Below are 26,993 nucleotides of genomic sequence, written 5' to 3' on the forward strand. Positions count from 1 at the left end.
GGAGGGTGAATATGAAAAATAAATTTGTCGCAAAACGTTACTGGAAAGACCATACAACTCCAATGGGAGCTGTAGATCAACGTTCAAAATTATATACCAATGTGATAGATCTTAGTCTTGGAGATCCTGATCTCAATACAGATGAAGGAATCATAAAAGCTGCTTTTCAGGATGCGATGGATGGACACACTCACTATACTGATTTTAGGGGAGATCCGGAACTGAGGCAAGAAATATGTCATTATTATAGGGATGAGTTTCGGGCATTGGTAGATGATTCAGAAGTAATGGTGACAGCAAGTGCTTGCCTAGGAATGTACTTAGTATTAGAAGCCGTTCTGGATCCGGGGGACGAAGTGGTTCTTCCAGCGCCCTACTTCACGCCATACTATCAGCAGGTTCAAATGGCAGGCGGTGTTCCGGTGGAGCTAGAAACCTACGAAGAAGAAAACTTCCAGATCGATGTAAAACGATTAGAAGAAAGTATCAATGAACGAACAAGAGCTATTATTGTTAACTCACCAAGAAATCCAACCGGTGCTGTTTATAGTGAAGAAACCTTGCAGGTAATAGCGGATATTGCCATTAAAAGAGATCTCTTAATTATTGCGGATGAAGTGAATGGTGCCCTCGTATTTAACGGCAAGTTTCAATCAATGATGACCATTGGCGATATAAGAGATCGACTGGTAGTCATTAACACTTTTTCAAAAGATTATATTATGACTGGTTGGAGAGTTGGTAACATTATCGCACCCCGTGACATCATCCAAATTTGTCAGCAAATCAATGAAAACCTTGTGTTTACAGCACCTTCTATTTCACAAAGAGCCGCTATTTATGCACTAAGAAATCGAAAAGATATTTTACCTGCCACATTTGATAAATATAAAGAAAGGGTTTTTTATGCAGCAGAAAGGATTAACCAGATTTCATGGATGAGTGTGGTGGAACCGCAAGGGACTTTTCATTTATTTATTAACATTAAAAAAAGCGGACTAAGCTCAGAAAAAGCCAGTGAAATGATACTGGATCAAGCAAAAGTTCTTACTATTCCTGGAAATTCTTTTGGTCGCTGCGGCGAAGGGTACTTGAGAATAGCATGCACAGTAGGTAAAAGCAAGTTGAAAGAAGCTTTTGATAGAATTGAAAAAATTCAGATTTAGTGAGGAAAGTGGAAAGTAAAAAGAAAAAACAAAAAGCGTACTAATTCCGGTGCGCTTTTTTCTGTCCCAATAAGACATTGAGTAATCATCTCGCATCTCTACGGAGCCTTCAGTTCACACCGCATACCTATCCCCTATAACCTATACACCTATAACCTGACTTTCTAATGTTGACAAAATCACTAGGGTATTCTATAATGATGATATTGCAATAGAATGGAGGATAAGTATGATTCTGTCTACTAAAGGACGTTATGGTCTTAAGGCGATGTTTGAACTAGGACTACATCATGGTAGTGGTCCGGTTCCATTAAAAGTGATTGCTGAAAAACAACGCATACCAGAAAACTATCTGGAACAGCTAATTGCGATTCTTCGTAAAGCCGGCCTGGTGAAAAGCGTTCGGGGTGCTCAGGGAGGATATATGTTAATGAAACAACCTGAGCACATAAGCGTTGCTGATGTTTTGCTTACATTAGAAGGTCCTTTAGCACCATCGGAATGTGTGTTAGATTCTGATAATAGCTCCTGCGACAATGCAGAAAAATGCATTACAAGAACTGTCTGGGAGAAAATCCTCATTAGCATTCACGATGTAATCGATACGATGACATTACAGCATATGATCGAAGATCATCAGAAAATGAATAGCCTTACCGGTAATAACAGCAAAGAAGAACTGGAACAGGAGATGATAAAATGAAGGTATATTTAGATTACAGCGCAACAACACCTGTAAAGCCAGAAGTGTTCAACGCTATGACTCCATATCTTAGAGACTACTATGGTAATCCGTCTAGTCTTCATAGTTATGGAAGAGAAAATAAAAAAGCCATTGATACAGCAAGAGATCAGATTGCACAGACATTAAAAGCAAAACCCGAAGAAATTTTTTTCACCGGCGGGGGTTCCGAAGCTGATAACTGGGCCATCAAAGGAACTGCCGAAGCCCTTAAAAATAAAGGGCGTCATATTATTACGACGAGCATAGAACATCATGCTGTGCTCCATACCTGCCAACATTTGGAAAAGCAAGGTTATGAAGTGACCTATTTGCCGGTAAATGAAGAAGGGATTATTTCCGTTGAAGAACTTAAAAGCCACTTGAGGGAAGATACGATTTTAATAACCATAATGTATGCCAATAATGAGATAGGGACGATACAACCAATCCAAGAAATAGCCGCTATTGCAAAAGAGCATAAAGTTCTTTTTCATACAGATGCCGTACAAGCTTATGGTCATCTGGAAATAAATACTCAGGATCTACCGGTTGACATGATTTCGATATCAGCTCATAAACTTTATGGACCTAAGGGTGTAGGAGCTTTATATATACGAAAAGGTACTCGGATTCACAACCTGATTCATGGGGGAGCTCAAGAACGAAAAAAAAGAGCTGGAACGGAAAACATAGCTGGCATTGTCGGATTTGGTAAAGCGGCTGAATTAGCCTATGGTCAATTAACAGAACATGTCAATCATTTAACCGAACTAAGGGATTATCTTTTGGAAGGTATTCAACAGAAAATACCATATACCCGACTAAATGGACATAGACAAAAAAGACTTCCCAACAATGTAAATGTCAGCTTTGAGTTTATAGAAGGAGAATCGATGCTATTAAGCCTTGATATGGTAGGAATTGCCGCATCAAGTGGATCGGCCTGCACTTCCGGTTCCTTAGATCCGTCCCATGTCTTGCTATCTTTAGGCTTATCTCACGAAATGGCGCATGGCTCCTTAAGGCTGACGCTGGGAGATCAAAACACGAAAGAAGAAATAGACTATGTATTAGAACAATTACCACCCATTGTACAAAGGTTAAGAGATATGTCGCCTTTGTATGAAAATCTGAAAGAAGGAGCTCGATAATATGTATAGCGAAATAGTAATGGACCACTTTACCAATCCCAGAAATGTAGGAGAAATATCTGATGCCGACGCAGTGGGACAAGTTGGGAATCCTAAGTGCGGAGACATTATGAAAATGTATTTTAAGATACAGGACAATATTATTGTAGATGTTAAGTTCAAAACTTTTGGTTGTGGTTCAGCCATTGCCTCTTCCAGTATGGCAACAGAAATGGTGAAGGGGAAAACGGTGGAAGAGGCACTGGAACTGTCTAATTATGAAGTAGCGAAGGAACTGGATGGTTTGCCTCCAGCAAAAATGCACTGCTCACTTTTGGCGGAACAGGCAATTAAAAGTGCTATTTTTGATTATGCAAAAAAGAATAACCTATACTATAAAGAATTAGAAGGCTTCGATCCTGATGCCGAAGAAGATCATCACAGTCATGATGAAGAATAAGGTGAAATAATGATGGAAAAAAAAGTGTTACTGGGAATGAGTGGAGGCGTAGACAGTTCGGTTGCCGCGCACCTCCTGAAACAAGAAGGTTATCAGGTTATTGGAGTAACCATGCAAATATGGCCGGAAGAAAAAGAAGAAACCAATCAGCCTGATAATAGCTGTTGTTCTCTTAGTGCCGTAGAAGATGCTCGGAGGGTGGCCAATCATTTGGACATCCCTTTTTACGTGATGAATTTTAAGGATTATTTTCAGGAAAAAGTTATTGATTACTTTGTTGATGAATACCGGAATGGTCGGACACCTAACCCTTGCATAGCCTGTAATCGATATGTAAAATTCGAAGAATTGCTTCGTAAAGCACTTCAGCTTAACTGTGACTATGTGGCAACGGGGCATTATGCAACGATAGAAAAAGAGGAAAAAACAGGTAGGTATGTATTGAAAAAATCCGTTACAGAAACCAAGGATCAAACTTACGCTTTATATAATATGACTCAGTTTCAACTCCAACACACGTTGATGCCTTTGGGGAAATACCATAAAGAAGATATCCGTGAACTGGCGAAAACATTACAGTTACCTGTAGCAGACAAAGCTGAAAGTCAAGAAATATGTTTTGTCTCTGATAATAATTACGGAAGGTTTATTGAAGAGTATCAGCAACAAAAATCAGAGGAAGGATCCTTTATAGATCATCACGGTAAGGTGGTCGGAACTCATAAAGGGATTATTCATTATACTATTGGGCAGCGACGTGGACTGCACTTAGCCCTTGGGTATCCGGCATATGTTACAAAAATAAATCCAACTACCAACACGGTACATGTAGGCCCTTTAGAAAAGTTGTTTTCTAAAGGACTCATTGCGAAAGACTTAAACTTTATTCCTTTTGAAACGTTAAGAGAGGATATGAATGCCACTGTAAAAATTAGATATAACGCAAAAGATGTGCCAGCTACTCTTTATAGAATTCAACCAGATAAAGTGAAAGTAATTTTTGAAACACCACAAAGAGCTGTAACAGCTGGTCAGTCCGTCGTTTTTTACGATAATCAAGTAGTTGTTGGTGGAGGAATGATCATGCATCCAATTGATTAAAAAGAATAGGCAGACAAAAAACGATAAATGGATTGATAAATAAGAGGAATTACAACTGTACGATCAAAAACACCCATGGTATAATAGTGGCATTCAAAAGGAGGATCTAAATGAAGAATAAAGGAATTAATGAAATAAGAAAAGTCTTTCTGGATTTTTTTGAGTCCAAAGATCACTTGGTACGTCCAAGTTTCTCCCTCATACCTCAAGATGATAACTCTCTATTATTAATCAACTCTGGGATGGCTCCGCTAAAACCATTTTTTTCCGGAACCAGAACACCTCCTCAGAAACGAATGGCTACCAGTCAAAAGTGTATTCGTACAGGAGATATAGAGAATGTTGGAAAAACATCCCGTCATGCTACTTTTTTTGAGATGATGGGCAATTTTTCCTTTGGAGATTACTTCAAAAAAGAAGCCATCCGGTGGAGTTGGGAGTTTTCAAAGGATCACTTGCAGATGCAAGAAGATAAAATATGGGCATCTGTATATTTTGAAGATGATGAAGCTTATGATATATGGAAAAACGATATTGGATTACCAGAAGAACGGATTGTTCGCTTAGGAAAAGAAGATAACTTTTGGGAAATAGGGGTTGGTCCTTGTGGTCCCTGTTCAGAATTATATTATGACAGAGGCATTCAATTTGGATGTGATGATCCTAAATGTCAGCCTGGTTGCGATTGTGATCGCTTCGTTGAATACTGGAATTTAGTGTTTACTCAATTCAATAAAAATGAAGAAGGAGAATATACTCCTCTGCCAAATCCTAATATTGATACAGGGATGGGACTAGAGAGAGTAGCTTGTATTTTGCAAGACGTAAACTCCATTTTTGAAATAGATGGTATGAAAATGATATTAGATGAAGTCTGTCGTATAACCGGTGTTTCCTATGGAGCTGATTCGGAACAAGATGTTTCTCTAAGAATTATTACAGATCACATCAGATCGGTTACCTTTATGATAACAGATGGGATACTTCCGAGTAATGAAGGAAGAGGCTATGTTCTTAGAAGATTATTACGACGTGCTTCCCGCCATGGCAAATTATTAGGCATAGAAAAAACCTTTCTCTATGAATTAATGGAAATAGTAGTGAATAAATTTCACTACGGGTATCCAGAACTTGAAGAGAAAAAAGACATGATTAAAAAAGTTATCTTGTTAGAAGAACAAAAATTTGGAGAAACCATCCATCAAGGCACTGAAATTCTGAACAGTATGATCGAAGGTCTAAAGAATGAAAATAAAAAAGAACTTTCAGGTCTTCAAGCGTTTAGACTCTATGATACCTATGGTTTTCCTTTGGACTTAACAAAAGAAATTCTTGAAGAAAAAGGATTAACGATCAACGAAGACCATTTCAAAGAGCAAATGAACTTACAAAAAGAACGTGCTCGTGCGGCTCGTAGTCAAAATGATGTAGCAGGATGGAAAGAAGATCCGTTGGCGGCACTTGAAGAAATACCTGAAACTTCTTTTATTGGTTATGAAACCCTTGAGTGCGAAAGTAAAATACTTGCACTTATTGAAAATGAAGCGATAGTGACAGAAGTTTCATCCGATAGTAATACTGATTTTATTGCTATTTTAGATCAAACGCCTTTTTACTCCGAAGGCGGTGGACAAGTAGGAGATCAAGGAGTTATTAGAGTTGGTGACTTTATAGGTCGTGTAATAGATACACAATTAAGCCGTGATGAAGTTATTTATCATATTGTTCAGGGCGAAAGAGGCCATATTAAAACAGGAGAAGTGGTTTCGGCTATTGTCACCTCTCATCGTAGAAATCATACGGCTAGAAATCATACAGCTACCCATTTATTACACCGTGCCCTTCGTAATGTTCTTGGTGAACATGTTCACCAAGCTGGCTCCTTAGTCACACCGGATCGGCTAAGATTTGATTTCAACCATTTTCAGCCAGTAACGCCGGAAGAACTGGAAACAATACAAAATGTTGTGAATGAACAGATACAAAAAGCTCAAAAGGTACACGTGTTGGAAACTAGCATGCAAGAAGCAAAAGATATGGGTGCGGAAGCCCTTTTTAATGAGAAATATGCGGAAAAAGTGAGAGTGGTCAAAACCGGTGACTTCAGCCTGGAACTTTGTGGAGGAACACATGTAAACAATAGTGCTGAAATTGGTGTATTCCTTATGATATCTGAAAGCGGAATTGCTTCTGGTGTCCGGAGGATAGAAGCGGTTACCGGAGCTGGAGCCTATCAGCAAATCATGAAGCAAAAAGAAATCATCAAAGAATCGGAATCTTTACTGAAAGTGAAGCAGGATACGATTCCTTCTAAAATTGAAGGAATGATCAAAGAGATCAAAGAACAGGAAAAAACGATTCAGCAAATCAGAAAAGAACAACAGAAAGACAAACAAGGCGATTTGTTACAGAAAGCAGAAACGATCCAAGGAACAAAAGTAGTTCTGGAAACAGTAGAAGGAATGAATATGGATGAAATGAGACAGTTAGGGGATCAGTTGCGAGATAGTGGAAAATCGGCTGTTGTTTTGTTAGCGACGATAGCAGAAGAAGAGAAAGTTCAATTTATGGTGACGGTATCCAAAGACTTAAATAAATTAGGCCTACATGCAGGAAAGCTAGCTAAAGAAGCAGCAACTATCACCGGTGGTGGTGGCGGTGGTAGACCGGATATGGCGCAGGCTGGAGGGAAGAATCCTTCAAAATTACCAGAAGCGATGAAAACTGTAAGGGTCATTATTCAGAATACCTTAGAATCAAATTCATAATTATAGCTGAAGTTTTTATTTAGATATGTTACAATGGCTATGAATCATTATTGAGTCGTCAACAAAGGAGGATAACCAATGACAGATAAAATGAACTCAACCATGAAATTTAAAATCGAACAAGAAAAAGACGAAAAAGCAAGAGAGATTATTATTCAGGTGTATAAAGCCTTGGAAAAAAAAGGATATAACCCGGTTAACCAATTTGTTGGTTACATTCTGTCTGGCGATCCATCCTATATTACCAGTCATGAAGGAGCTCGCAGCCTGATTCGAAAAATCGAACGGGATGAAATGTTGGAAGAGTTAGTAAAGGATTTCATTAAAAATAATCGATAAGAGATGGCAAAATGGCCATTAAAGGTGAGTGAAGCATGATTAAACCAAGAATACTAGGCTTGGATATAGGCGATAGAACGATCGGTGTAGCTGTGAGCGATCCTTTTGGATGGACAGCTCAAGGAGTTACAACAATTAAAAGATCTGATTTACCAAAAGATTTGGAAGAACTAGGAAAGATAGTAGAAGAATACAAGGTAACTAAAATGGTTGTAGGTATTCCTAAGAATATGAATGGCACTTTTGGACCTCAGGCTGAAAAGGTAAGAGAACTTGTTAAAGAAATAGTAAAGCAAATAACGATAGAGACGGTAGAATGGGATGAAAGACTTTCTACTAAAATGGCTGAAAGAAGTCTGATAGAAGGCGATATGCGACGAAACAAACGAAAAAAAGTAATCGATACCGTCGCCGCCGTATGCATACTTCAGGGGTACCTGGATTATCAACAGCATCATAGAGAATAAGATTGTAGAGAGGAGTTTTACTGATGGAAGAAAATGAAAATGTCGTAACGCTGATAGACGAAGATGGTCAGGAACAGGATTTTGAAATTATTATGACGATGGAAATGGGCGAAGAGGAATATGCAATTCTTTTACCCTTAGATGCAGAAGAAGAGGATGAAGCCTATATTTTCCGCATGGAGCCAACAGAAGATAATGAAGTAATGCTAGTAGCCGTTGAGGATGATGAAGAGTTTGATCAGGTTGCAGCCGCTTATGAAGCAATGATGGACGAAATGGATGAGGAAGAACATTAGTAAATGCAAATAAGAGGATAGCATAACGATAACAAAGAACTGTTAGAAAAGTATCGAAGTGAGGGCGTGAGGTTTTTCTCTCTAGGTTAGAGAAAATAAACTCCGTCCTCTATTAGTTTTGTCAACTAATATTTTGACATATTAGTTGAAACCATGTATAATCAAATAAGGTATATGTGAAAAGCGTTATTAAATGAGAATAGAGACTTAAAGAAGGTGACTTTTTGGAAAATGTACAAGAGTTAAAAGTGTTATTAAAAGAAAAAGGATATAAACTGACCCCACAGCGTAGGGCAGTTTTAAATATGATCATGGATAATCCTGGGAAGCATTTGACTACTGAGGAAATATATGATCTGGTAAAGGTTCAATGCCCGGATATAGGATTGGCGACAGTGTACCGGACACTTCAAATCCTAAATGAAATGGACCTTATTCTCAAGATCAACCTTGATGATGGATGTAGTCGTTATGAATACAATATACATCAGGATGACCATGAACACCATCACTTGATCTGTACTGACTGCGGAAGAATTGTAGAGGTTAACGAAGATCTTCTGGATAGTATTGAACGACAGATTGAAAAAGACTATGATTTTTCTATTACAGATCATAAAGTTAAATTTTTCGGATTATGCTCCAAATGCAGGTAGTCCAGAAGTTAGGGACTACCTCTATTTACGTATGAAGAAAGTGTTGAAAATTAAAGGAGTGAATTTATTGGCAAAGAATCAATCAAAAATAAAGATTATCCCGTTAGGTGGATTAAGAGAAATCGGAAAAAATCTCACTTTGGTAGAATACAAAAATGAGATACTGATTATCGATTGCGGGTTAAGCTTTCCTGATGATGAAATGCTGGGAATCGACATTGTCCTCCCAGATACTACCTATTTAGAAAAAAACAAAGACAGAATTAAAGGCGTTGTATTAACTCACGGCCATGAAGATCATATTGGAGCGCTGCCTTATCTCTTAAAAAAAATAAACCTACCGATATATGGAACTCGCTTAACCTTAGGCTTATTAGAAGCTAAACTGAAAGAACATAAACTAGAGCAAAAAGTCCACTTACAACGAGTAAAAGCAGGGGACATGTTTCAATTAGGTGCATTTAATGTTGAGTTTATACGCTCTAGTCACAGCATTCCAGACGCTTGCGCTATTGCTGTTCACACATCTGAGGGAATCATCCTTCACACTGGCGACTTCCGGATCGACTATTCCACTGTAGATGGCGAAATGATAGACCTTCATCGCTTAGGTGAACTAGGCAAGCAGGGAGTATTGGTAATGCTAGCCGACAGTACTAATGCTGAAAGACCTGGAACTACCATGTCTGAAAGTAAAATCGGAGTAGCTCTCGAAAACGCTTTTATGAACACTAAAAGTAGAATTATTGTGGCTACTTTTGCATCACATATTCATCGGCTACAACAGATTATCAATACAGCCGAAAAATTTAACCGAAAAATCGTTATTTCCGGTAGAAGCATGATTAACGTTTTTGAAGTTGGTGCCGAATTAGGAGCACTTCATGTGCCTAAAGACATTCTTATTGACATTAGGGAAATGGATGATTATCAGGATGATCAGTTACTACTTTTAACAACGGGGAGTCAGGGAGAACCGATGGCGGCTCTTTCACGTATGGCTTCTAATGACCATAGAAAACTAGATATCCAAAAAGGAGATTTAGTCATTTTCTCAGCATCACCCATTCCGGGCAATGAAAAAATGGTTAGCCGGGTGATCAATCAATTGTTTGAAAAAGGTGCTGATGTGATTTATGATCCAATGGCAGAAGTTCATACTTCTGGTCATGCTTGTCAGGAAGAGTTAAAGCTTATTCATCGGCTGGTAAATCCCAAGTACTTTATCCCTGTACATGGTGAATACCGTCATTTGAAACAACATGCAAATTTAGCCGCAAGAATGGGTGTGCCAGAAGAAAACATATTTACCATGGAAAACGGACAAGTACTGGAGATGAACCAAAAACAAGCAAAAATAACGGGAAAAGTGCAGGCTGGTCCTGTGTTGGTAGATGGTTTAGGCGTCGGCGATGTAGGAAGTATTGTGCTTCGTGACCGTAAACACCTGGCAGAAGACGGACTCATGGTAGTAGTAGTAACCCTTGACAAAAAAGAAGCAAAAGTAGTAGCTGGTCCGGATATTATTTCCAGAGGGTTTGTTTATGTCAGAGAATCTGAAGATCTGCTAGGTGAAGCCAGGGCAGAAGTACAGAAATCCTTGGAACAATGCGAACAAAAAGGCATACGAGAATGGTCTCAGCTAAAAAACGCTATTCGTGACAGTCTGAAAGATTTTCTGTATCAAAAAACCCAAAGACGTCCGATGATTTTACCTATTATAATGGAAGTATAAAAGTATAGAAAATAAGTCTGGATGATGCGCTGATGCTTAGAAAACCAATAAAAGGTATCGTGGACCCACCAGGTACCATTACACGAGAATATGTAGAAGACTATATTCGAGAAATTCTGCCAGAAGAACAGGGAATCCTAAAAATATTAATGCAACAAGCCCAAGAAAGACATATTCCTGTTATCGAACCGGAAGTAGCCGCGCTACTGAAAAATATTATTAAAATGTCCGGCAGCAAAAAAATACTGGAAATTGGAACAGCGATAGGCTTTTCAGCCATATTATTTGCAACAGCTGCCGGAAAAGATGCAAGCATTGTAACCATTGAAAGAGATCCGGACTATACCCAAGAGGCTCTAAAAAATATTCAGGAAGCAAAACTTGAAAAGACGATTAAAGTAATTCCTGGTGATGCTTTAGAAGTACTACCCCGTCTTGAAAATATCTTTGATATGGTATTTTTAGACGGGGCAAAAGGACATTATGGAGAAATGCTGGAACAAAGCATAACACTTCTTAAACCCGGAGGTCTTCTGATTTCTGATAACATTCTTTTTCGTGGTATGGTGGCCAATGATGAACTGGTAAGACGTCGTAAAAAAACAATTGTGATGCGAATGAGAAAATACCTGAAAACAATTACCACTCATCCACAATTAGAAACCAGCATTCTACCGGTTGGAGATGGTCTGGCAATTAGCTTGAAAAACCAGGAGGAAGAAATATGAAGAAAATAGAATTATTAGCTCCTGCTGGCGATTTAGAAAGATTAAAAATTGCCGTTTTATATGGAGCGGATGCGGTATATATTGGCGGTCAGGTCTTTGGTTTAAGAGCTGCCGCCAAAAACTTTTCTATAGATGATATGCAGGAAGGGGTAGCTTTTGCTCATAAGCATGGAGTAGCCGTTTACTTAACCCTGAACATTATCCCTCATAATGAAGATATGGATCAATTACCAGACTATTTAACGTCATTGAAAGATATAAATTTAGATGGTGTTATTGTTTCCGATCCGGGAACCTTTGATTTAGTACAACAATATGCACCTCATCTGCCAATTCACATTAGTACACAGGCAAACAGCACCAATATCCATACTGTCAACTTTTGGCATCGGCAGGGTGCTACTCGGGTGGTCATGGCAAGAGAGTTAAGCCTTAAGGAAATAAAAGAAATCCATCAACAAAAATCGCCGGAGGTAGAGCTGGAAAGTTTTATTCACGGAGCTATGTGTATATCCTATTCTGGCAGATGCTTACTAAGTAACTACATGATCGGAAGGGACGCTAATAAAGGTGGATGCGCTCATCCTTGCCGTTGGAGGTATTCTATGGTGGAAGAGCAACGTCCTGGAGAATATATGCCCGTCTATGAAGACGAAACAGGAACATATATCTTTCATTCTAAGGACTTATGTATGATCAGGCATATCCCTCAACTTATTGATGCAGGAATCACCAGTCTTAAAATAGAAGGACGGATGAAAACCATTTATTATGTTGCGACCGTTCTTCGTGTCTATCGTCAAGCGATCGATGCTTATATAGCCGATCCTCTAAATTGGACCTTTCAGCCAGAGTGGATGGAAGAATTGAAAAAAGCTAGTCATCGCCCCTTCACCACAGGCTTTTACTTTGGAAAACCAACAGAAGAAGATCAGATATATGATGAAACTTATGGGAAAAGAAGTTATGATTTTATAGGATTAGTAAAAAAGTGGGATTCAGAGACAAATAGTGCTACGATTCAACAACGAAATCGTTTTTTTAATGGCGATGAAGTGGAATTAATTGGCCCAAATCGTGATAAAGCATTACATTTTACGATTAATGACCTTAAAAACGAGGATGGTGAGGCCATAGAAAGCGCACCTCATCCTCAACAATTGGTTACCTGCAAGGTGCCTTTCCCGCTATATCCTAATGAAATACTAAGATCGATGACGAGGTGCTGATATGAAATTATTAAAACCAAGACTTTGGGTTGATGATCTTAGTCATATACCGTTAAAAGAGCTTAAAACCGTAGGGATAAAAGGCTTAATGATTGATATCGACAATACATTAGTGGCCTGGGATTCAGCGGAACCACCAGAAACCTCTATTCGCTGGATGGAAGCCGCAAAAAAAGAATCCTTCAATATTATTTTGGTATCAAACAATAAGCCCCAGCGAGTACACCAAATGCAAGCCTACTTTCATTGCAAAGGATTAGCCAGTGCTAAAAAACCTACTAAATCCGGCTTAACCAAAGCGCTTCGGGCAATGAAACAAGAACCGGGAGAAACCGCAATAATAGGAGATCAGATTTTTACAGATGTATTGGGTGGAAATCGCCTTGGTTTATATACCATTTTAGTATCTCCCATCAAAAGCAAAGAATTTTGGTGGACAAGTATCATGCGAAACTTTGAAAAATATGTCCTTAAAAATCTACAGAAATTTCGCTAATCAGACGTTGATTTAAATTAATATTTACAGAAGGCGATAAAATGGGTATAATACTATTATAACAATTTAACAGCGGAGAAGAACTACAGTTATAGATGGACGCTTACGCTGTAGGGATCCAGTGGCGTAACCGGCTGAATATTATATATTCGTCGGTTTATTTTTTTACATCGGAGGTAAATTCATGAAAACACCGAAGAATAAACGATTGGGAGATTTACTGGTTGAAGTTGGCGTTATCTCAGAAGATCAATTACTACAAGCTTTAAAAAAACAAAAAGATACAAATAAAAAAATTGGAGAAATTTTAGTAGATGAGGGTATGATAACTAATAAGCAAATTGTTGAAGTTCTTGAATTTCAATTAGGAATCCCTCACATGGATCTGGAAAAAGCTTATATTTCTCCAGAAGTTCCAAGACTTTTACCTGAAAAATTGGCAAGAAGGCATACACTAATCCCCATAAAAAGAGTAGGGAATGTACTGACTGTAGCTATGGCTGATCCGCTTAACATCTTCGCCATTGATGATGTTAAGCTAGCTACTGGGTTGGATGTAGAACCTGTAATATCAACTATTTCTGAAATCATGAATACCATCAGTCTTTTTTATGAAAAAGAAACCGCCGAAAAAGCCTTGGAAGCTTTTGATCAATCCTATATGACAGAAGCCTTGGAAGAAATAGATGAAGAGGAGCTGGCGAATATAGAAAAAGCGCCAGTGGTTCAACTTCTTAATTCTATTTTTCGGCAGGCTATTAAAATGAAAGCTAGTGATATTCACATCGAACCAACAGAAAAAGATATCCGAGTTCGTTTTCGTCTGGATGGTGAATTACAGGAGATTATGCGACCTAATAAAGGTAGTCACAGTGCGGTTGTTACCAGGATAAAAATTATGGGAAAAATGAATATCGCCGAAAAAAGAGTCCCTCAGGATGGACGGGTAGAAATGGAATTTGATGGTAGAGATGTGGATTTGCGAATTGCGATTATGCCTACTGTCCATGGTGAAAAAGTGGTTATCAGATTGTTGGATCGAAGCAGTGTAATGCTTAGTAAAAAAGAATTAGGCTTTAGTGAAGAAAACTTAAAAACCTTCGATTCCATTATTCAACACCCCAATGGCATTATTTTAGTAACCGGTCCTACTGGAAGTGGAAAAACTACCACTCTTTACACTGTATTACAAGAGTTAAACCAAGTAAATAAAAATATTATTACGGTAGAAGATCCAGTAGAATATCGCATCAATGGAATTAACCAATCGCAGGTTAATGTTAAAGCAGGATTAACCTTTGCCAGTGGTCTCAGATCTATTTTACGGCAGGATCCGGACATTATTATGATTGGAGAAATTCGTGATGCTGAAACTGCACAGATTGCTGTAAGAGCAGCTATTACCGGCCATTTAGTACTTTCTACCCTTCATACAAACGATACGGTTTCTACGATCGGTCGATTGGCAGACATGGGAATAGAGCCATATCTATTATCTAGTTCTATCGTAGGAATCATGGCACAGCGTTTAGTAAAAAAACTATGCACCAATTGTCGTAAGAGTTACACCTCATCCGAGAAAGAACAGAAACTTCTTAAATTAGAAGCACCTATAACCCTTTATGAAGAGGTAGGATGCAATTCGTGTAACAATAATGGCTACAAAGGAAGAGCAGGCATCCATGAAATACTACCAATTTATGGAGAAATAAAGAAAATGATAGAATCTCAAAGTCCATCTAATCAGATAAAAGAAAAAGCCATGGAAAAAGGGATGATTACCCTTCGAGATAGTTGTCGTGATCTTGTGCTTAATGGAGTAACTTCTGTCAACGAATTAATTCGAATCACATACTCACTAGAATAGGAGGAATTTCATGAATATACGTGACATCCTAACAAAAGCACTTGAAACCAAAGCATCAGATGTTCATATAACGGTTATGAATCCTCCTATCATTAGGGTGGACGGATCACTTCAACCAATGGATCATTCTGTATTAAAACCAGATGACACTAAATATCTGGTATATGAAGTATTAACTGAATACCAACAAAATTGCTTAAAAGAAAATGGAGAAATAGATGTGTCTTTTGCTATTCCTCAGATAGGTAGATTTCGAGTGAATGCCTACTTACAACGAGGAACCTATGGGATGGCTCTCAGAGTGGTTAATATAAGAATTCCTACCATAGAAGAACTAGGAATACCTTCTCATATTGCGGCGCTTACTCATAAACAAAGAGGCCTTATACTGGTTACAGGTCCTACCGGATCTGGTAAATCAACCACTTTGGCAGCGATGATCGACTTGATCAATAAAGAACGCAAATGTCATGTGTTAACCTTGGAAGACCCTATTGAATATCTTCATAAACATCAACAAAGCATTGTAAATCAACGGGAAGTGGGGTTGGATACAAAGTCTTTTGCAAATGGTCTTCGGTCAGCTTTACGTCAAGATCCTGATGTTATCCTTGTCGGAGAGATGCGAGATCTTGAAACCATGGCTATAGCCATCACTGCTGCCGAGACGGGACATTTGGTTTTGAGTACTTTGCATACCATCGGGGCGGCTAAGACTGTCGATAGAATATTGGATGTTTTTCCTCCGCATCAGCAACAACAAGTAAGAATTCAACTTTCTTCTGTCATAGAGGGTATTATATCTCAACAGATTATGCCCAAAAAAGAAGGTTCTGGCCGAGTGGCAGCCTTTGAAATCATGACAGCTACACCGGCTATTAGAAACTTGGTTAGAGAAGGAAAGACACATCAAATACAAACATCAGTTCAAACTGGATCAAAATATGGAATGATCACGATGGATGATGCATTAATAAACCTCGTGAAAAAAGGTGTCATATCGAAAGAAACCTGTGCCACCTTTGCTCAGGACAGCGATTTTGTTCAACGAAATCTAAAAAACATGCTGTAAAGAGAGGGGGAAGGTAAATGCCACAATTTCGATATGAATCTATTAGTCCCAGCGGTGAAGTCATATCAGGAAAAGAAACAGCCGACAGCCGGGAAGAAATCATAAGGAAGCTTAGAGAGCAACAGCAATACCCTACGACGGTAGAAGAAATAACTGAAAAAGACATAAGGGATATTCAATTTACTACTCGTATTAACATCAAATATATAGCCGTCTTTTGCAGACAATTTTATACCATGCAAAATGCAGGAGTAACCATTGTAAATGCTTTGGATATTATGCGACAACAAATGCCTCATAAAGGATTCAGAAAGATTATTAGCGAAGTTTATGAAGATGTACAGAAAGGGTTTACTTTTTCTGAAGCATTATCGAAACATCCCAAAACGTTTCCAGAACTAATGACCTATATGGTAGCGGCTGGAGAGGTATCCGGTAACTTAGATGTGGTGATGCTGCGGATGGCAACTCATTATGAAAAAGAATATAAAATAAACAGCAAAATCAAAAGCGCTATGGTGTATCCAATGATACTAAGTGTTGTAGCCATTGCAGTTGTCGTATTTTTGCTTACGGTAGTTATGCCTACCTTTATAGGCATGTTCGAAGGTAGTGGAGTTCCTTTGCCAGCACCTACCAGAATCCTTCTTGCCATTAGTAGTTTCCTTCAAAGTAGTTGGTATATCGTAGCAGGAATGCTTCTTATTCTCTTTGTTTTATTTCGATACATAACTTCAAAACCAGCTGGAAAAAGAAGCATTGATAATATAAAATTTTATATGCCGATTATTCGTGATTTAACTACTAAAGTGGCCGCTGCTAGGTTCACAAGAACCCTTTCAACCTTATTAAATAGTGGTATTCCATTGCTTCAGGCGCTGGAAAGTGTAGCTGGAGCAGTTGGCAATAAAGTGGTGGCTGATGGAATTATGGCTGCCCGAGAAGATATACGAAAAGGGGTAGCCCTTTCCACCCCAATTCGTAATCTTAGACTCTTTCCTCCAATGGTACACAATATGATTAAAATTGGAGAAGAGTCAGGAACGCTGGACGAAATACTGGAAAAGACAGCAAATATTTTTGATGAGGAGGTGGAAACGGAAATTCAACGTCTGCTAACCTTTGTAGAGCCCATGATGATTTTAGTCATGGGACTGGTCATTGGATTTATCGTGATCAGTATGGTATTGCCAATGTTTGACATGATGCAGACGATTTAAGGAAATGGAAAGTGGTAAAAGGAAAGAAAAAACCGTTAAAAGTAAAGATGAAGTTACAGTAAAAGCATGCATATGATAAAAAGGAGGAATTATAATGATTCAATGGTTTAATAAGAAATTAAAAAACAGAAAAGGCTTCACGTTGATTGAACTGATTGTGGTAGTTGCGATTTTGGGGGTTTTGGCTCTGATAGCTGTTCCAAGATTAGGAGGATTAACTTCTGATGCCGAAGAAACAGCACATAAAGCAACGGCTAGAACGATTGCTAGTGCTGTAACTATGGCAGAAGCTCAAGGAGATTTAGGTGAAGATGCTATTAATAAACACTTAGATGGAATAACTGTTGAGATTGGTACTAGTAATGATAATGACAATTGGGTTATTGAATTAGATGATGACGATCAAATAGAGAATATGTGGCCACCTGGTAGTGAAAATATTTGGCCAATAGAATAAAGTGAATCAAGTGAATGAATCAAGCAAGTGAATGGTGCGGCAGCAACTGATTAGTGCCAGGCACTTAACTTATTAACTTATCTGATAGGCTCGATGGGGACGGAGGCAACTCGTCCTTTTGAACCACCCCACAGCACCACCACGAGAGCCAGCCTTCGGGCTGGCTCTTCTTTATGCGAATTAGAAGGAAACTGAGTATTTGTGTCGAATATAATAATTGACACAATATTAGCATTCTATAAAGCGTTAAGGAGCTGATCAACATAGACGCAAACTAAGCCGAACTGATATTTACCATGTGATGATTAGGGGAAATGGAGGACAGTCTCTGTTTGAACATGATGAGGATCAAATAAAGTTTTTAGAAATTCTGGCAGAAACAAAAGAGAAAACTAAGTATGAAATTGATTTATATGCGTATTGCCTGATGGGAAATCATGTGCACTTACTGATCAAAGAAAACAACATGGATCTTGGAGATTTTATGCGCAGAGCAACTGCACAATATGCCCTATGGATGAATTATAAGTATGAACGAAAAGGTCACGTTTTCCAGGATCGATTTAAAAGTGAACCAGCGGAAGATGACAGGTATTTATTAACCGTCTTCAGATACATATTACAAAATCCTACGAAAGCTGGATTATCCAAGGGAGTATTTGATTATAAATGGAGCAGCTGGAAATCGTATGAACATAACCATGAATACCCGGTAGGTTTGACGGACGTTACCTATATCATCAACATTTTTGGTAAAACAAGAAAAGAAGCCATCGAACGAATGAAGCGTTTTGTACAGAAAAAGAATAATGACAGTTGTATGGATATTGAAACAGGAATCCGCCTCACAGATAATGAACTTCGAGACCGAATAAAAAGAGAATTTCCTGAAATTAAGTATCAGTCTTTGAATCAATTACCCAAAGAAGATCGGAACGAAGCCTTAAGGAAAATAAAATCCATTGAAGGAGCAGCAAAACTACAAATTGCTCGAATAACCGGTCTTGGTGCTAAAGTTGTTCAAAATGCGTAGGATAGAGGACGGAGGCAACCCGTACTTTGAAGAGCGCTTGCAAAAATAAAAATAACGTTGTTGATAACACCGAAACATGATACGATAAACATGATGTCAGTATCTCAAGCATAGACTTGTTTATTGTGGCAACTCAACAATATATTATATGTGTAGGAGATGATTTTAATGTTTCAAAAACCTGAGTTAGAACAGATCATTCGTCAAATTATAGAAAAATACAATCCCCAGGATATATACGTATTTGGATCATACGCCAAAGGCGTGGTTCACCGGTACAGCGATATTGACCTGTGCTTAATTGTAGATGTGCAAAATAAGCGAGCTTTCAAGCGTCGACTACATCTTGAAATTGACTATGATGTGGATTTGGATATTGTAGTCTACACACCGGAACAGTGGCAAAAGTACAACGATGATCCAGCGCGTTTTGCCAATATCATTGATAGGGAAGGGGAGAGTCTCATTGGTCGATTCCACTAAGTACACAGACTGGTTAAAAATGGGAGACCAAGATTTAAGGAGTACCAAGATTCTATTGGGAACATGACGGAGACTATGGTATAATTTATTTTCACTGCCAGCAAGCTATTGAAAAATATTTGAAAGGTTATATGATCTTTAAAACTGGATTTCTTCATCAAGGACATAGCTTAATAAAACTGTGCAAAAAAGCTGGTGAAGAAGATTTGCAATCATAGATATTGAAGAGTATGAAAAAAATCAAGCTACTATAAAATTATTGTCGAAGCTCATGAAAGCTGAAAATCGGATCAAAACAGATGAAGATTGGATGACAGAGGAATAAGTGAAAGAAAAGTTTGGGGTTTGATTTAGTGCATAAGATCAAAGTAAACCTCCATGGCAACAGAAAATTTGATCGAGATTCAAGACTATATTCAAAAAGAACTAGACAATCCAACAGCTGTGGTAAATGTTGTAAATAAGGTAATCCCTAAGTACGAGGGGTTAAAACAATTCCCGCTGATGTAAGTAGAGTTATCTACAAAGATAAATGTGCAAGCTGATTTTAGATATGTGATGCCGGGAAGCTATCTCGCAATTTATCGTGCTGATCATGAATTATAAAATGAAATTTTAAATTAGAAGGCACTTCAAATGAGGTGTCTTTTTTATGCCTGGAAGGAGGTGAGACGAGATGACAGATTTTGGTTTTAAGATCGGTGTGGAAGGGGAAAGCGATAAACGGACGAAAGTCTAGCAGATTCAGCTGAACAATGCCAATGCGGACCTTAACAAGATGGAACGGCAGCTGAAGATGAAATTGATAAAGCCGGTCAGCGAATAGGTCTTTCTAAGGAGGATTGAAAATTATTTGCCTTAAAAAATCACGAAGTGAATTATTGTATGTCTCTACATGTGCGTTTATCCTCAGGTACCTTTGATAAATAATGACTAGAGAAAACAGCGGACAATCAATTTTCAAACATGATAAGGGCTTCAAAAAAATATTGAAATATTATATGAAACGAAAGAAAAAACAAAGTGCAAATTTTTACTCATCAGCTAAAGTGAATAGTGTATTCATTATGTATATTCTATGATATAATATAGACATATACCTAGTCTTGTTTAATATACTTTTAACAGAAGAAATGATCTGCAGCTAGAGATGGACGCCTTACGCTGTAGTGATCTAGTGGCGTAACCGGCTGAAGATCAGTCGGTTTTTAGTTTTTTGATATTTTGAGAAGAAAGCTAACTAATGAACACAGCGACTAATATTCTTGAAAATAAAAAAAGGAATTGCTCTTATTTTAAAATTTCCCAAAAGATATAGCAATCTATATACTTTGGAAAGTTTTAAAATTTGTAGAAAAAGGTGATGAAAATGGAAAAGTGCTTTTTATCCAATAAAAAAGCTATTACCTTAATTGAGATCATTCTTTCCATTGCATTGTTGGGTATTATTTCTATTATGCTTTTACCGATAATTGCCTTTACCCTGAATGCTTCAAATTACAATCAAAATCAAGAAACCGCAAGGCAAATTGCAGCCAATCAAATCAACTGGCTAAGAAGCCTGGACTATCATGATGAACTTGGGCTGGATCTGGAAAATTATTCACCAAAGGGAATAGTGGATACAAATTTATACATGAATAGAGAGGAAACCAGTCCTTATGTAATCAATGGGGTAAACTACTATATCACAACGAGGGTGTATTGGGATGATACGGAAAATGTGGATGGTATCATAGTTCCCGATGCCAGTAAAAAAGTGGATGTAATTGTTGAATCAAACAATCCTTTTACAAAAGAAGTGGCGCAGGTATCGGTTCTAGGAACCCTGATATCCTTTGAAGGAGAAAGGCTGCCATCCAATCCCGGGGTGATGATTAAAACCTATTGGAGAAACTATAACCAACCCCAACCTCAGGTTCAAGTTGAATTGGATGAACAAAGTGGACCTAGAAATTATCGCCAGTTTACGGATCAGCAAGGCCGTGTCATCATCATTTTTGAAGGAGAAAGAAAAGATGAAGGCCTATGGGAACTGGGAAGTTTAAGTTGGACTCGAGGAACGGGAAGGTTGATAAGTTCTCCTGTAAAAGCCCTAGAAGACCGGTGGGAGGATAAAAGAGAAATCGCCTTGGACTTTTCTGGGAATAACTTTTATGAAGAAGAAATTTTGGTGGATTTTCCCGGACTGATTAAGATCATCAATTTGGATGAAGTTATGCAAGAAGTCCAAGATACAGGCATGGATATTGCCTTCAAAATTTTGCCCGAAGACTTTACGCTACCTGAAGGAGTAGGGATAGAGCACATTACCATTCAAAACCAGGATTTACATGTTCTGAATAATTTGGAATTTTGGACAGGCTATACCTATAAATATAGCATAAGCAAAGACTTAGAGGATTCGGAAAGAGAGTATGAACTAGCCATACAAGAAGCCAGTGGGAATTGGAAACCTTGGGAAGGTGGATTTGAACAATACAGTTTTAAAGAAACTTTACAGGAGTTACAGTTAGTTATGATGTTAAAGGAAGAAACCGTTTCCTATAATCTAAAAGACCAGGTGATAGAGTTAATCCTTCCTTTTTCTTCTGAGTTAGGAAATATAGATCATTTAGGAGAAGCCTCCTTTCCTTTTGCATTTATGAGAGGGGAACAGAGCATCGACTTACCCGAGTATAAAAAGTATGAAAGTGTGGAAGCAATGAAGGAAGCTTGGACACCTCCTGAAGAAGATGACCCGATAGAATTTGACCCTGAACCAGGATATGTACTGGAAAAAGAAGAGAACCGATTGATATTAAGTATTCGAGATGATGAACTGCAAGATGAGTTGCAAGGGTTAGAAATGGGACCGACAGTGGATTTAGTTATTTTAGAAACAGAAAACATTAAAGATTCTTTAGCTGTTCCCTTAGCACCCTATAGCAACACAATAGAAGTTAAGCCGCAAAATCATACTAGCGAGTAGGTGAGATAGATGGAAGTGAAGGATTTCAAAAAAAATGAATACAGCCAAGGCTTTACCCTATTAGAAGTTATTATTGTGGTAGGCTTAATGCTTGTAGTAATAACCGCTTCCTATAATTTATTATTCCATGGAATTTTTGCGACACAATCAATACAGGAACAAGCCTTACTTTCTATGGAGGTGCAACCCTTTTACTATCAGCTGGAAAAGGAGATTAAACAGGCAAGAAAATCAGAAGAAAACCAACCGGTGGTAAGGGGAGAAAGCCCGGAAGGTGTAGGATATGCTACATTAATTTTCTATTCGGACATCACCGGGGATGGAAAACCGGAAAACATTAAATATGCACTGGAAAATAATAATTTAGTAAAATCTTATAGGGTTCGCAATAGCAAAGGTACGGAATTTGATGAGTACCCCTATGAATATTCCGGGAACTATGGGAATGAGCGTACAGTCCTTCGAAACATAACCAACGGTAGCATATTTAGAAATATTGAACGGGTGAATCAGGATCCAAACAATGATACGGATCACCGAAAATCCTTTGAAGTGCATATTGAAATTGAAGGAGTTCAAGACAAGAGTCAAAAAATGTATTTTGAAGGTTATTTAATGACACGGAGCAGAGTGGAAGCGGATTGAAGAAATGGGGTGTAACGATGAAAAAATATAATAACGATAGAGGTTTTACCCTAATTGTTGTATTGCTCGCTTTTTGTGTGATTATGGTTTTATTGCTGGGTCTGATCACTACGGTCTCCAGTCAACAAACAATTTCAAGTTTTACCGAGAAACAGGAAAAGAGCATTCAATATGCTGAGGCGGGATTTAACAAATACCTTTGGTACTTAAATGAGTACTCAGACTTTTATGAGATGGAAGAGGGTCAGGAGATGGTCGGTCAACCAATTGCCTATGACCACGGCTTTTATCAATTAGAGGTACTACCACCGGATGAGTTGGACCGATACGTAACGATCCGCTCAACAGGCTGGGTTGAAGGGGAAGAAACAAACAAAAGAACTATTGAAGTACAAGTGCAAAGAAAGCAGTTTGTCCATCATGTGTATGCCAGTGAAAGTGAAGGGAATAATATTTGGTGGACCGCTGGCGATGAAGTACATGGGCCCTATCATACAAACGGGCATTTAAGAATTCGAAATCCTGTTTTTTATGATACGGTAAGCTATTCAGGAAATTATATTCGAGGAAATCCATACAGCCCCACTTATCATAATATTCATGGGGGAGCAGAAAAATCAGAAACCATGGAAATTCCGGCTACAAATTCTTCTTTGGAACAATGGGCAGCGATGGATGGCTATGTATTTGAAGGTCGCACCGCCATACACTTAAAGGGTGATAAGATTAAAGTGAAATACATTGAAAATAATACAGTAATAGAAGAAGAACGGCCCCTACCGCCCAATGATATTATATACATTAAAGGAAACCAAAACAATAATAAATGGCACCCGGATACGGGAAACCTTTTTATTTCCGGAGAGCTGGAAGGCAGACTAACCATTGGGGCGGAAAATAATATTTATATCACGGCAACGGATCCGACGGAATGGTATGATGATCAGGAGTGGTATCCGGGAGGTCAATATAGAAATGATGAGAGTCAAGTTCCACCTACCCCCCTAGAGAATCCATCCCAAGGAGGAATCACTTATAAAAACACAACCTTTGGCGATCCCGACAATCCTTCCGTATGGGATTCAGAAAGAGAAATATGGATAAGGGAAGCGGAAGGGGAGGACATGCTGGGTCTTGTGGCTAACCACGATGTTTTAATTCTTCATCATGGTTGGCTAAGGGATGGAACCGATGGGAATGGCTGGAGTTGGGATTATGAATGGGAGAAACGATGGACAGGACCTTTTTGGAACCGACGATTTCGGAACTGGCAAAGAAGTTCAACAGACAGTAGAATGTACGACGTAGCCCCCAATGATATGCACATTCACGGTGCAGTTTTTGCAACCCAGGGCGGTTTTGGATTTGAAAATCATGATAGTGGTAGTCGAAAAGGGGATATTATCTTATGGGGAAATATTACACAAAAAGAGCGATTAGCCGTAGGGATCATTAACTCCACCGGCTATCTCAAAAAATATGCCCATGATCCAAGAATGTTCTACCGATATCCACCCAGGATTTTAGAACCGACAAACCTTGGCTGGGAAATAAGAGATTGGAAGGAAGTAACCGGAGAATGATGGAAGCACAAGGGACAGTTGAGAATAGTGACGAAGTATATTTTTATCTGAGAGAAAAATATCGAGGATTATAAGGTCTGATTGTAACACTAAGTTTTATCTGGATATATTGCTTAAATTTGGGTATTATGGACTATGTAGTAAGATAACAAATCCAATATGAATAAACAAGGAGTGATGACATCGTGTCAAGGATAAACTTAGAAAACTTTCGTGAAGATCTATTCAGTGGTAAGAAATTTCGCTTAGTAACTAGAAGTGATTTCGACGGGTTAGTTTGTGCTGTTTTGTTAAAAGAACTGAATATTTTAGGAGATATTAAATTTGTTCATCCTAAAGATGTTCAAGACGGCTTGGTGGAACTAAGCAAGCAAGACATTACAACCAACCTTCCTTATGCTGAAGGGGTGTTCCTCGCTTTTGACCATCATTTTAGCGAAACCCTTCGAATAACTAGTCAGCCGAACAATCATATTATTGATGCTGATGCTAAATCGGCTGCACGTGTGGTATACGACTTTTTTGGTGGCAAGGAAGCATATCCGCAGGTATCGGAAGAAATGATGATTGCTGTTGATAAAGCCGATGCAGCTTTATTTGATAAAGAAGAAGTTTTGAATCCTGAAGGATGGAATCTTATGAATTTTATCATGGATGCTCGTACCGGATTAGGTCGTTTTAGAAACTTTACTATTTCTAATTATGATCTTATGATGAAGCTGATTGATCATTGTCGTGAGTACAGTGTGGAAGAAATCCTTCAATTATCGGATGTTCAGGAGAGAGTGAAGCTTTATTTCGAACAACAGGATTTATTCAAAGAAATGATGAAACGATGCACTAAAATTGAGGACAATATTATCATTACTGATTTGAAGAAAGAAGAAACCATTTATGCCGGAAATCGATTCATTGTTTATGCAATGTACCCGGAATGTAATATTTCTATTCAAATCATGAAAGGCTTTCGGAATCAAAATACCGTTATGACAGTTGGAAAAAGTATTTTTAACCGAAGCAGTAAAATGAATATAGGCGAATTGTTGTTACGTTATGGTGGTGGAGGCCATGCAAATGCAGGAACTTGTCAAGTGGCCCATGAAGAAGCTGAGAAAGTCCTTCGTGAGATTATTGAAGAGATTCGTGAATAGTGCTGTAGGAATGAAAAAAGAAATGAGGAGGGTGTTTATGAAAGCATTATCTTTCATAGCGTTAACGGTTCTTTTGGTACTTGCGTCTTTTTTTCAGGTATACGCAGAAGCAGATACGGTTAAAATGGTTGTAGAAGGTGGAGAAGTAAAGGAGTTGCCCGTAGTATTTATTGATGGTGAAGCTCATTATTCTCTTGAAGCTTTAAGTCCTATACTAGGATGGAGTTTTGAAGAAAAAGATGGTGTTATTCATATTACATCACTTGATGCGACAGAGCCAATTTCTTTAGCCATTGAAAGTGGTAATCATAGCTTAAAAGCTTCGTCTCATATTGGTACCGTTGATCTCTCTTTTCCAAATGGAGCAACCTATAAAGGTGGTGTTCGAAACGGGAAATTTCATGGTAACGGTGAGTTGAAACTCCTTAGTGGTGCCATGTACAAGGGAGATTTTGTTGAGGGTGAATTGCATGGCTCCGGAACTTATACTGCTTCTAATGGAGATCGATTTAACGGCACTTTTCAGCATAATAAGATAGATGGGAACGGAACTTATACATATGCTAATGGTGATCGTGTAACGGGTAGATTCAGCGGCACTATGGCAATGGGAAGAGTTGATGTTCGTTATGGCAGTGGTGGTTCTGATGATAATATTTTATGGGGAAAACCTCTTCTTCCCTTAGAGGTAACTGCTTTTAATTTAGAAGTACTTAACGGTAATGGCAGTGTGAAATTATCTTATACCAATGGTGCTTCTTACGACGGTGAAGTAAAAGCTGGTACTTTTCATGGCAATGGAACATTAAAAGCACCCGATGGTGGCTCTTACAATGGTATTTGGATGCATGATAAAATGGAAGGAAAAGGTGTTATGAAGTTGGCCAATGGAGATGAGTATAATGGCTATTTTCAAAACAATAAATTTCATGGGGATGGAAGATACACCTTTGCTAATGGGGATATTTACAATGGAGATTTTGAAAATGGTCTAAAGCATGGGGAAGGGACCTATGATTATGTAAATAAAAATAAATTTGAAGGATATTGGGTCCAAGGACAGAAGCATACAGTGAACTTTCAAAGTGACCGGAGTAGTGTTCCGCGAGGATACGGTATATTAACCATTGATGGCTCAAGAACCGCTAGCGGTAACAATTTAAGGCAATATGTGATGTATCGAAATGGTGAAAGAGTAGGACGTATCCAACCATAA

The 26,993-nt window shown here is 38.3% G+C and carries 26 protein-coding genes; all 26 read left to right on the forward strand.

Translation table 11 applies throughout. The features are described from left to right. Positions 1–11 precede the first annotated feature (11 nt). The 26 genes from BLV55_RS08015 to BLV55_RS08145 all read left to right on the forward strand — a co-directional run bounded on the left by BLV55_RS08015 (position 12) and on the right by BLV55_RS08145 (position 26,993). Positions 12–1,166 (forward strand): aminotransferase class I/II-fold pyridoxal phosphate-dependent enzyme, encoded by a 1,155-nt coding sequence (locus tag BLV55_RS08015; protein ID WP_093313150.1) that lies wholly within the window; start codon positions 12–14, stop codon positions 1,164–1,166. A 229-nt stretch (positions 1,167–1,395) separates the two neighbouring features. Then, positions 1,396–1,869 (forward strand): RrF2 family transcriptional regulator, encoded by a 474-nt coding sequence (locus BLV55_RS08020; RefSeq protein WP_093313152.1) that lies wholly within the window; start codon positions 1,396–1,398, stop codon positions 1,867–1,869. Continuing rightward, the gene (gene nifS / locus BLV55_RS08025) at positions 1,866–3,041 is read left to right on the forward strand and encodes a cysteine desulfurase NifS (RefSeq protein WP_093313154.1); all 1,176 of its coding nucleotides are present in this window, start codon (positions 1,866–1,868) and stop codon (positions 3,039–3,041) included. The genes BLV55_RS08020 and nifS overlap by 4 nt, the downstream gene beginning before the upstream one ends. 1 nt (position 3,042) lies before the next feature. Continuing rightward, positions 3,043–3,480, forward strand: a complete 438-nt coding sequence (nifU, locus tag BLV55_RS08030; protein WP_093313156.1) for a Fe-S cluster assembly scaffold protein NifU — start codon at positions 3,043–3,045, stop codon at positions 3,478–3,480. 12 nt (positions 3,481–3,492) lie between these two features. Then, positions 3,493–4,581: a tRNA 2-thiouridine(34) synthase MnmA gene (gene mnmA, locus BLV55_RS08035; RefSeq protein WP_330386589.1), complete on the forward strand. Its 1,089-nt coding sequence runs from the start codon at positions 3,493–3,495 to the stop codon at positions 4,579–4,581. Positions 4,582–4,691: 110 nt separating this feature from the next. Further along, complete coding sequence (gene alaS, locus BLV55_RS08040) at positions 4,692–7,349, forward strand: alanine--tRNA ligase (protein ID WP_093313160.1); 2,658 nt, start codon at positions 4,692–4,694, stop codon at positions 7,347–7,349. Positions 7,350–7,427: 78 nt separating this feature from the next. Then, positions 7,428–7,688, forward strand: coding sequence for an IreB family regulatory phosphoprotein (locus tag BLV55_RS08045; RefSeq protein ID WP_093313162.1), 261 nt, complete (start codon positions 7,428–7,430; stop codon positions 7,686–7,688). A gap of 35 nt (positions 7,689–7,723) precedes the next feature. Continuing rightward, complete coding sequence (gene ruvX / locus BLV55_RS08050; protein ID WP_093313164.1) at positions 7,724–8,155, forward strand: Holliday junction resolvase RuvX; 432 nt, start codon at positions 7,724–7,726, stop codon at positions 8,153–8,155. A 23-nt stretch (positions 8,156–8,178) separates the two neighbouring features. Continuing rightward, a complete protein-coding gene (locus BLV55_RS08055) occupies positions 8,179–8,451 on the forward strand; it encodes a DUF1292 domain-containing protein (RefSeq protein ID WP_093313166.1) in 273 nt (90 codons plus the stop codon). Positions 8,452–8,675: 224 nt separating this feature from the next. Beyond that, the gene (locus BLV55_RS08060) at positions 8,676–9,107 is read left to right on the forward strand and encodes a Fur family transcriptional regulator (protein ID WP_093313168.1); all 432 of its coding nucleotides are present in this window, start codon (positions 8,676–8,678) and stop codon (positions 9,105–9,107) included. Between the two features lie 31 nt (positions 9,108–9,138). Beyond that, complete coding sequence (locus BLV55_RS08065) at positions 9,139–10,842, forward strand: ribonuclease J (RefSeq protein WP_093313170.1); 1,704 nt, start codon at positions 9,139–9,141, stop codon at positions 10,840–10,842. Between the two features lie 32 nt (positions 10,843–10,874). Continuing rightward, positions 10,875–11,570, forward strand: a complete 696-nt coding sequence (locus BLV55_RS08070) for an O-methyltransferase (protein WP_093313172.1) — start codon at positions 10,875–10,877, stop codon at positions 11,568–11,570. Next, a complete protein-coding gene (locus BLV55_RS08075) occupies positions 11,567–12,799 on the forward strand; it encodes a peptidase U32 family protein (protein WP_093313174.1) in 1,233 nt (410 codons plus the stop codon). The genes BLV55_RS08070 and BLV55_RS08075 overlap by 4 nt, the downstream gene beginning before the upstream one ends. 1 nt (position 12,800) lies before the next feature. After that, positions 12,801–13,295, forward strand: coding sequence for a YqeG family HAD IIIA-type phosphatase (locus tag BLV55_RS08080; RefSeq protein WP_093313176.1), 495 nt, complete (start codon positions 12,801–12,803; stop codon positions 13,293–13,295). 184 nt (positions 13,296–13,479) lie between these two features. Then, positions 13,480–15,162 (forward strand): GspE/PulE family protein, encoded by a 1,683-nt coding sequence (locus BLV55_RS08085; protein ID WP_093313178.1) that lies wholly within the window; start codon positions 13,480–13,482, stop codon positions 15,160–15,162. A gap of 10 nt (positions 15,163–15,172) precedes the next feature. Then, positions 15,173–16,234: a type IV pilus twitching motility protein PilT gene (locus BLV55_RS08090; RefSeq protein WP_093313180.1), complete on the forward strand. Its 1,062-nt coding sequence runs from the start codon at positions 15,173–15,175 to the stop codon at positions 16,232–16,234. Positions 16,235–16,251: 17 nt separating this feature from the next. Next, on the forward strand, positions 16,252–17,454 hold the full coding sequence (locus BLV55_RS08095; RefSeq protein ID WP_093313182.1) for a type II secretion system F family protein: 1,203 nt from the start codon (positions 16,252–16,254) through the stop codon (positions 17,452–17,454). Between the two features lie 94 nt (positions 17,455–17,548). Next, positions 17,549–17,911: a type II secretion system protein gene (locus tag BLV55_RS08100; protein ID WP_207646053.1), complete on the forward strand. Its 363-nt coding sequence runs from the start codon at positions 17,549–17,551 to the stop codon at positions 17,909–17,911. A gap of 301 nt (positions 17,912–18,212) precedes the next feature. Further along, positions 18,213–18,944, forward strand: coding sequence for a transposase (locus BLV55_RS08105; RefSeq protein WP_093313183.1), 732 nt, complete (start codon positions 18,213–18,215; stop codon positions 18,942–18,944). Positions 18,945–19,112: 168 nt separating this feature from the next. Further along, positions 19,113–19,427: a nucleotidyltransferase domain-containing protein gene (locus BLV55_RS08110; RefSeq protein ID WP_207646054.1), complete on the forward strand. Its 315-nt coding sequence runs from the start codon at positions 19,113–19,115 to the stop codon at positions 19,425–19,427. A gap of 119 nt (positions 19,428–19,546) precedes the next feature. Beyond that, complete coding sequence (locus tag BLV55_RS15010) at positions 19,547–19,645, forward strand: hypothetical protein (RefSeq protein ID WP_242870074.1); 99 nt, start codon at positions 19,547–19,549, stop codon at positions 19,643–19,645. Positions 19,646–20,796: 1,151 nt separating this feature from the next. Further along, positions 20,797–22,398 (forward strand): type II secretion system protein, encoded by a 1,602-nt coding sequence (locus BLV55_RS08125; RefSeq protein ID WP_093313187.1) that lies wholly within the window; start codon positions 20,797–20,799, stop codon positions 22,396–22,398. Positions 22,399–22,407: 9 nt separating this feature from the next. Then, entirely contained in the window at positions 22,408–23,043 is a 636-nt protein-coding gene (locus BLV55_RS08130) for a PulJ/GspJ family protein (RefSeq protein ID WP_093313189.1), read from the forward strand. Between the two features lie 17 nt (positions 23,044–23,060). Further along, positions 23,061–24,626 (forward strand): pilus assembly PilX N-terminal domain-containing protein, encoded by a 1,566-nt coding sequence (locus BLV55_RS08135; RefSeq protein ID WP_093313190.1) that lies wholly within the window; start codon positions 23,061–23,063, stop codon positions 24,624–24,626. A 185-nt stretch (positions 24,627–24,811) separates the two neighbouring features. Further along, on the forward strand, positions 24,812–25,777 hold the full coding sequence (locus BLV55_RS08140) for a DHH family phosphoesterase (protein ID WP_242870075.1): 966 nt from the start codon (positions 24,812–24,814) through the stop codon (positions 25,775–25,777). A gap of 37 nt (positions 25,778–25,814) precedes the next feature. Beyond that, the gene (locus BLV55_RS08145) at positions 25,815–26,993 is read left to right on the forward strand and encodes an MORN repeat-containing protein (protein WP_176968326.1); all 1,179 of its coding nucleotides are present in this window, start codon (positions 25,815–25,817) and stop codon (positions 26,991–26,993) included.

Origin of the sequence: Tindallia californiensis (assembly GCF_900107405.1) — a bacterium.
In the GTDB taxonomy this organism is placed as follows: domain Bacteria; phylum Bacillota; class Clostridia; order Peptostreptococcales; family Tindalliaceae; genus Tindallia; species Tindallia californiensis.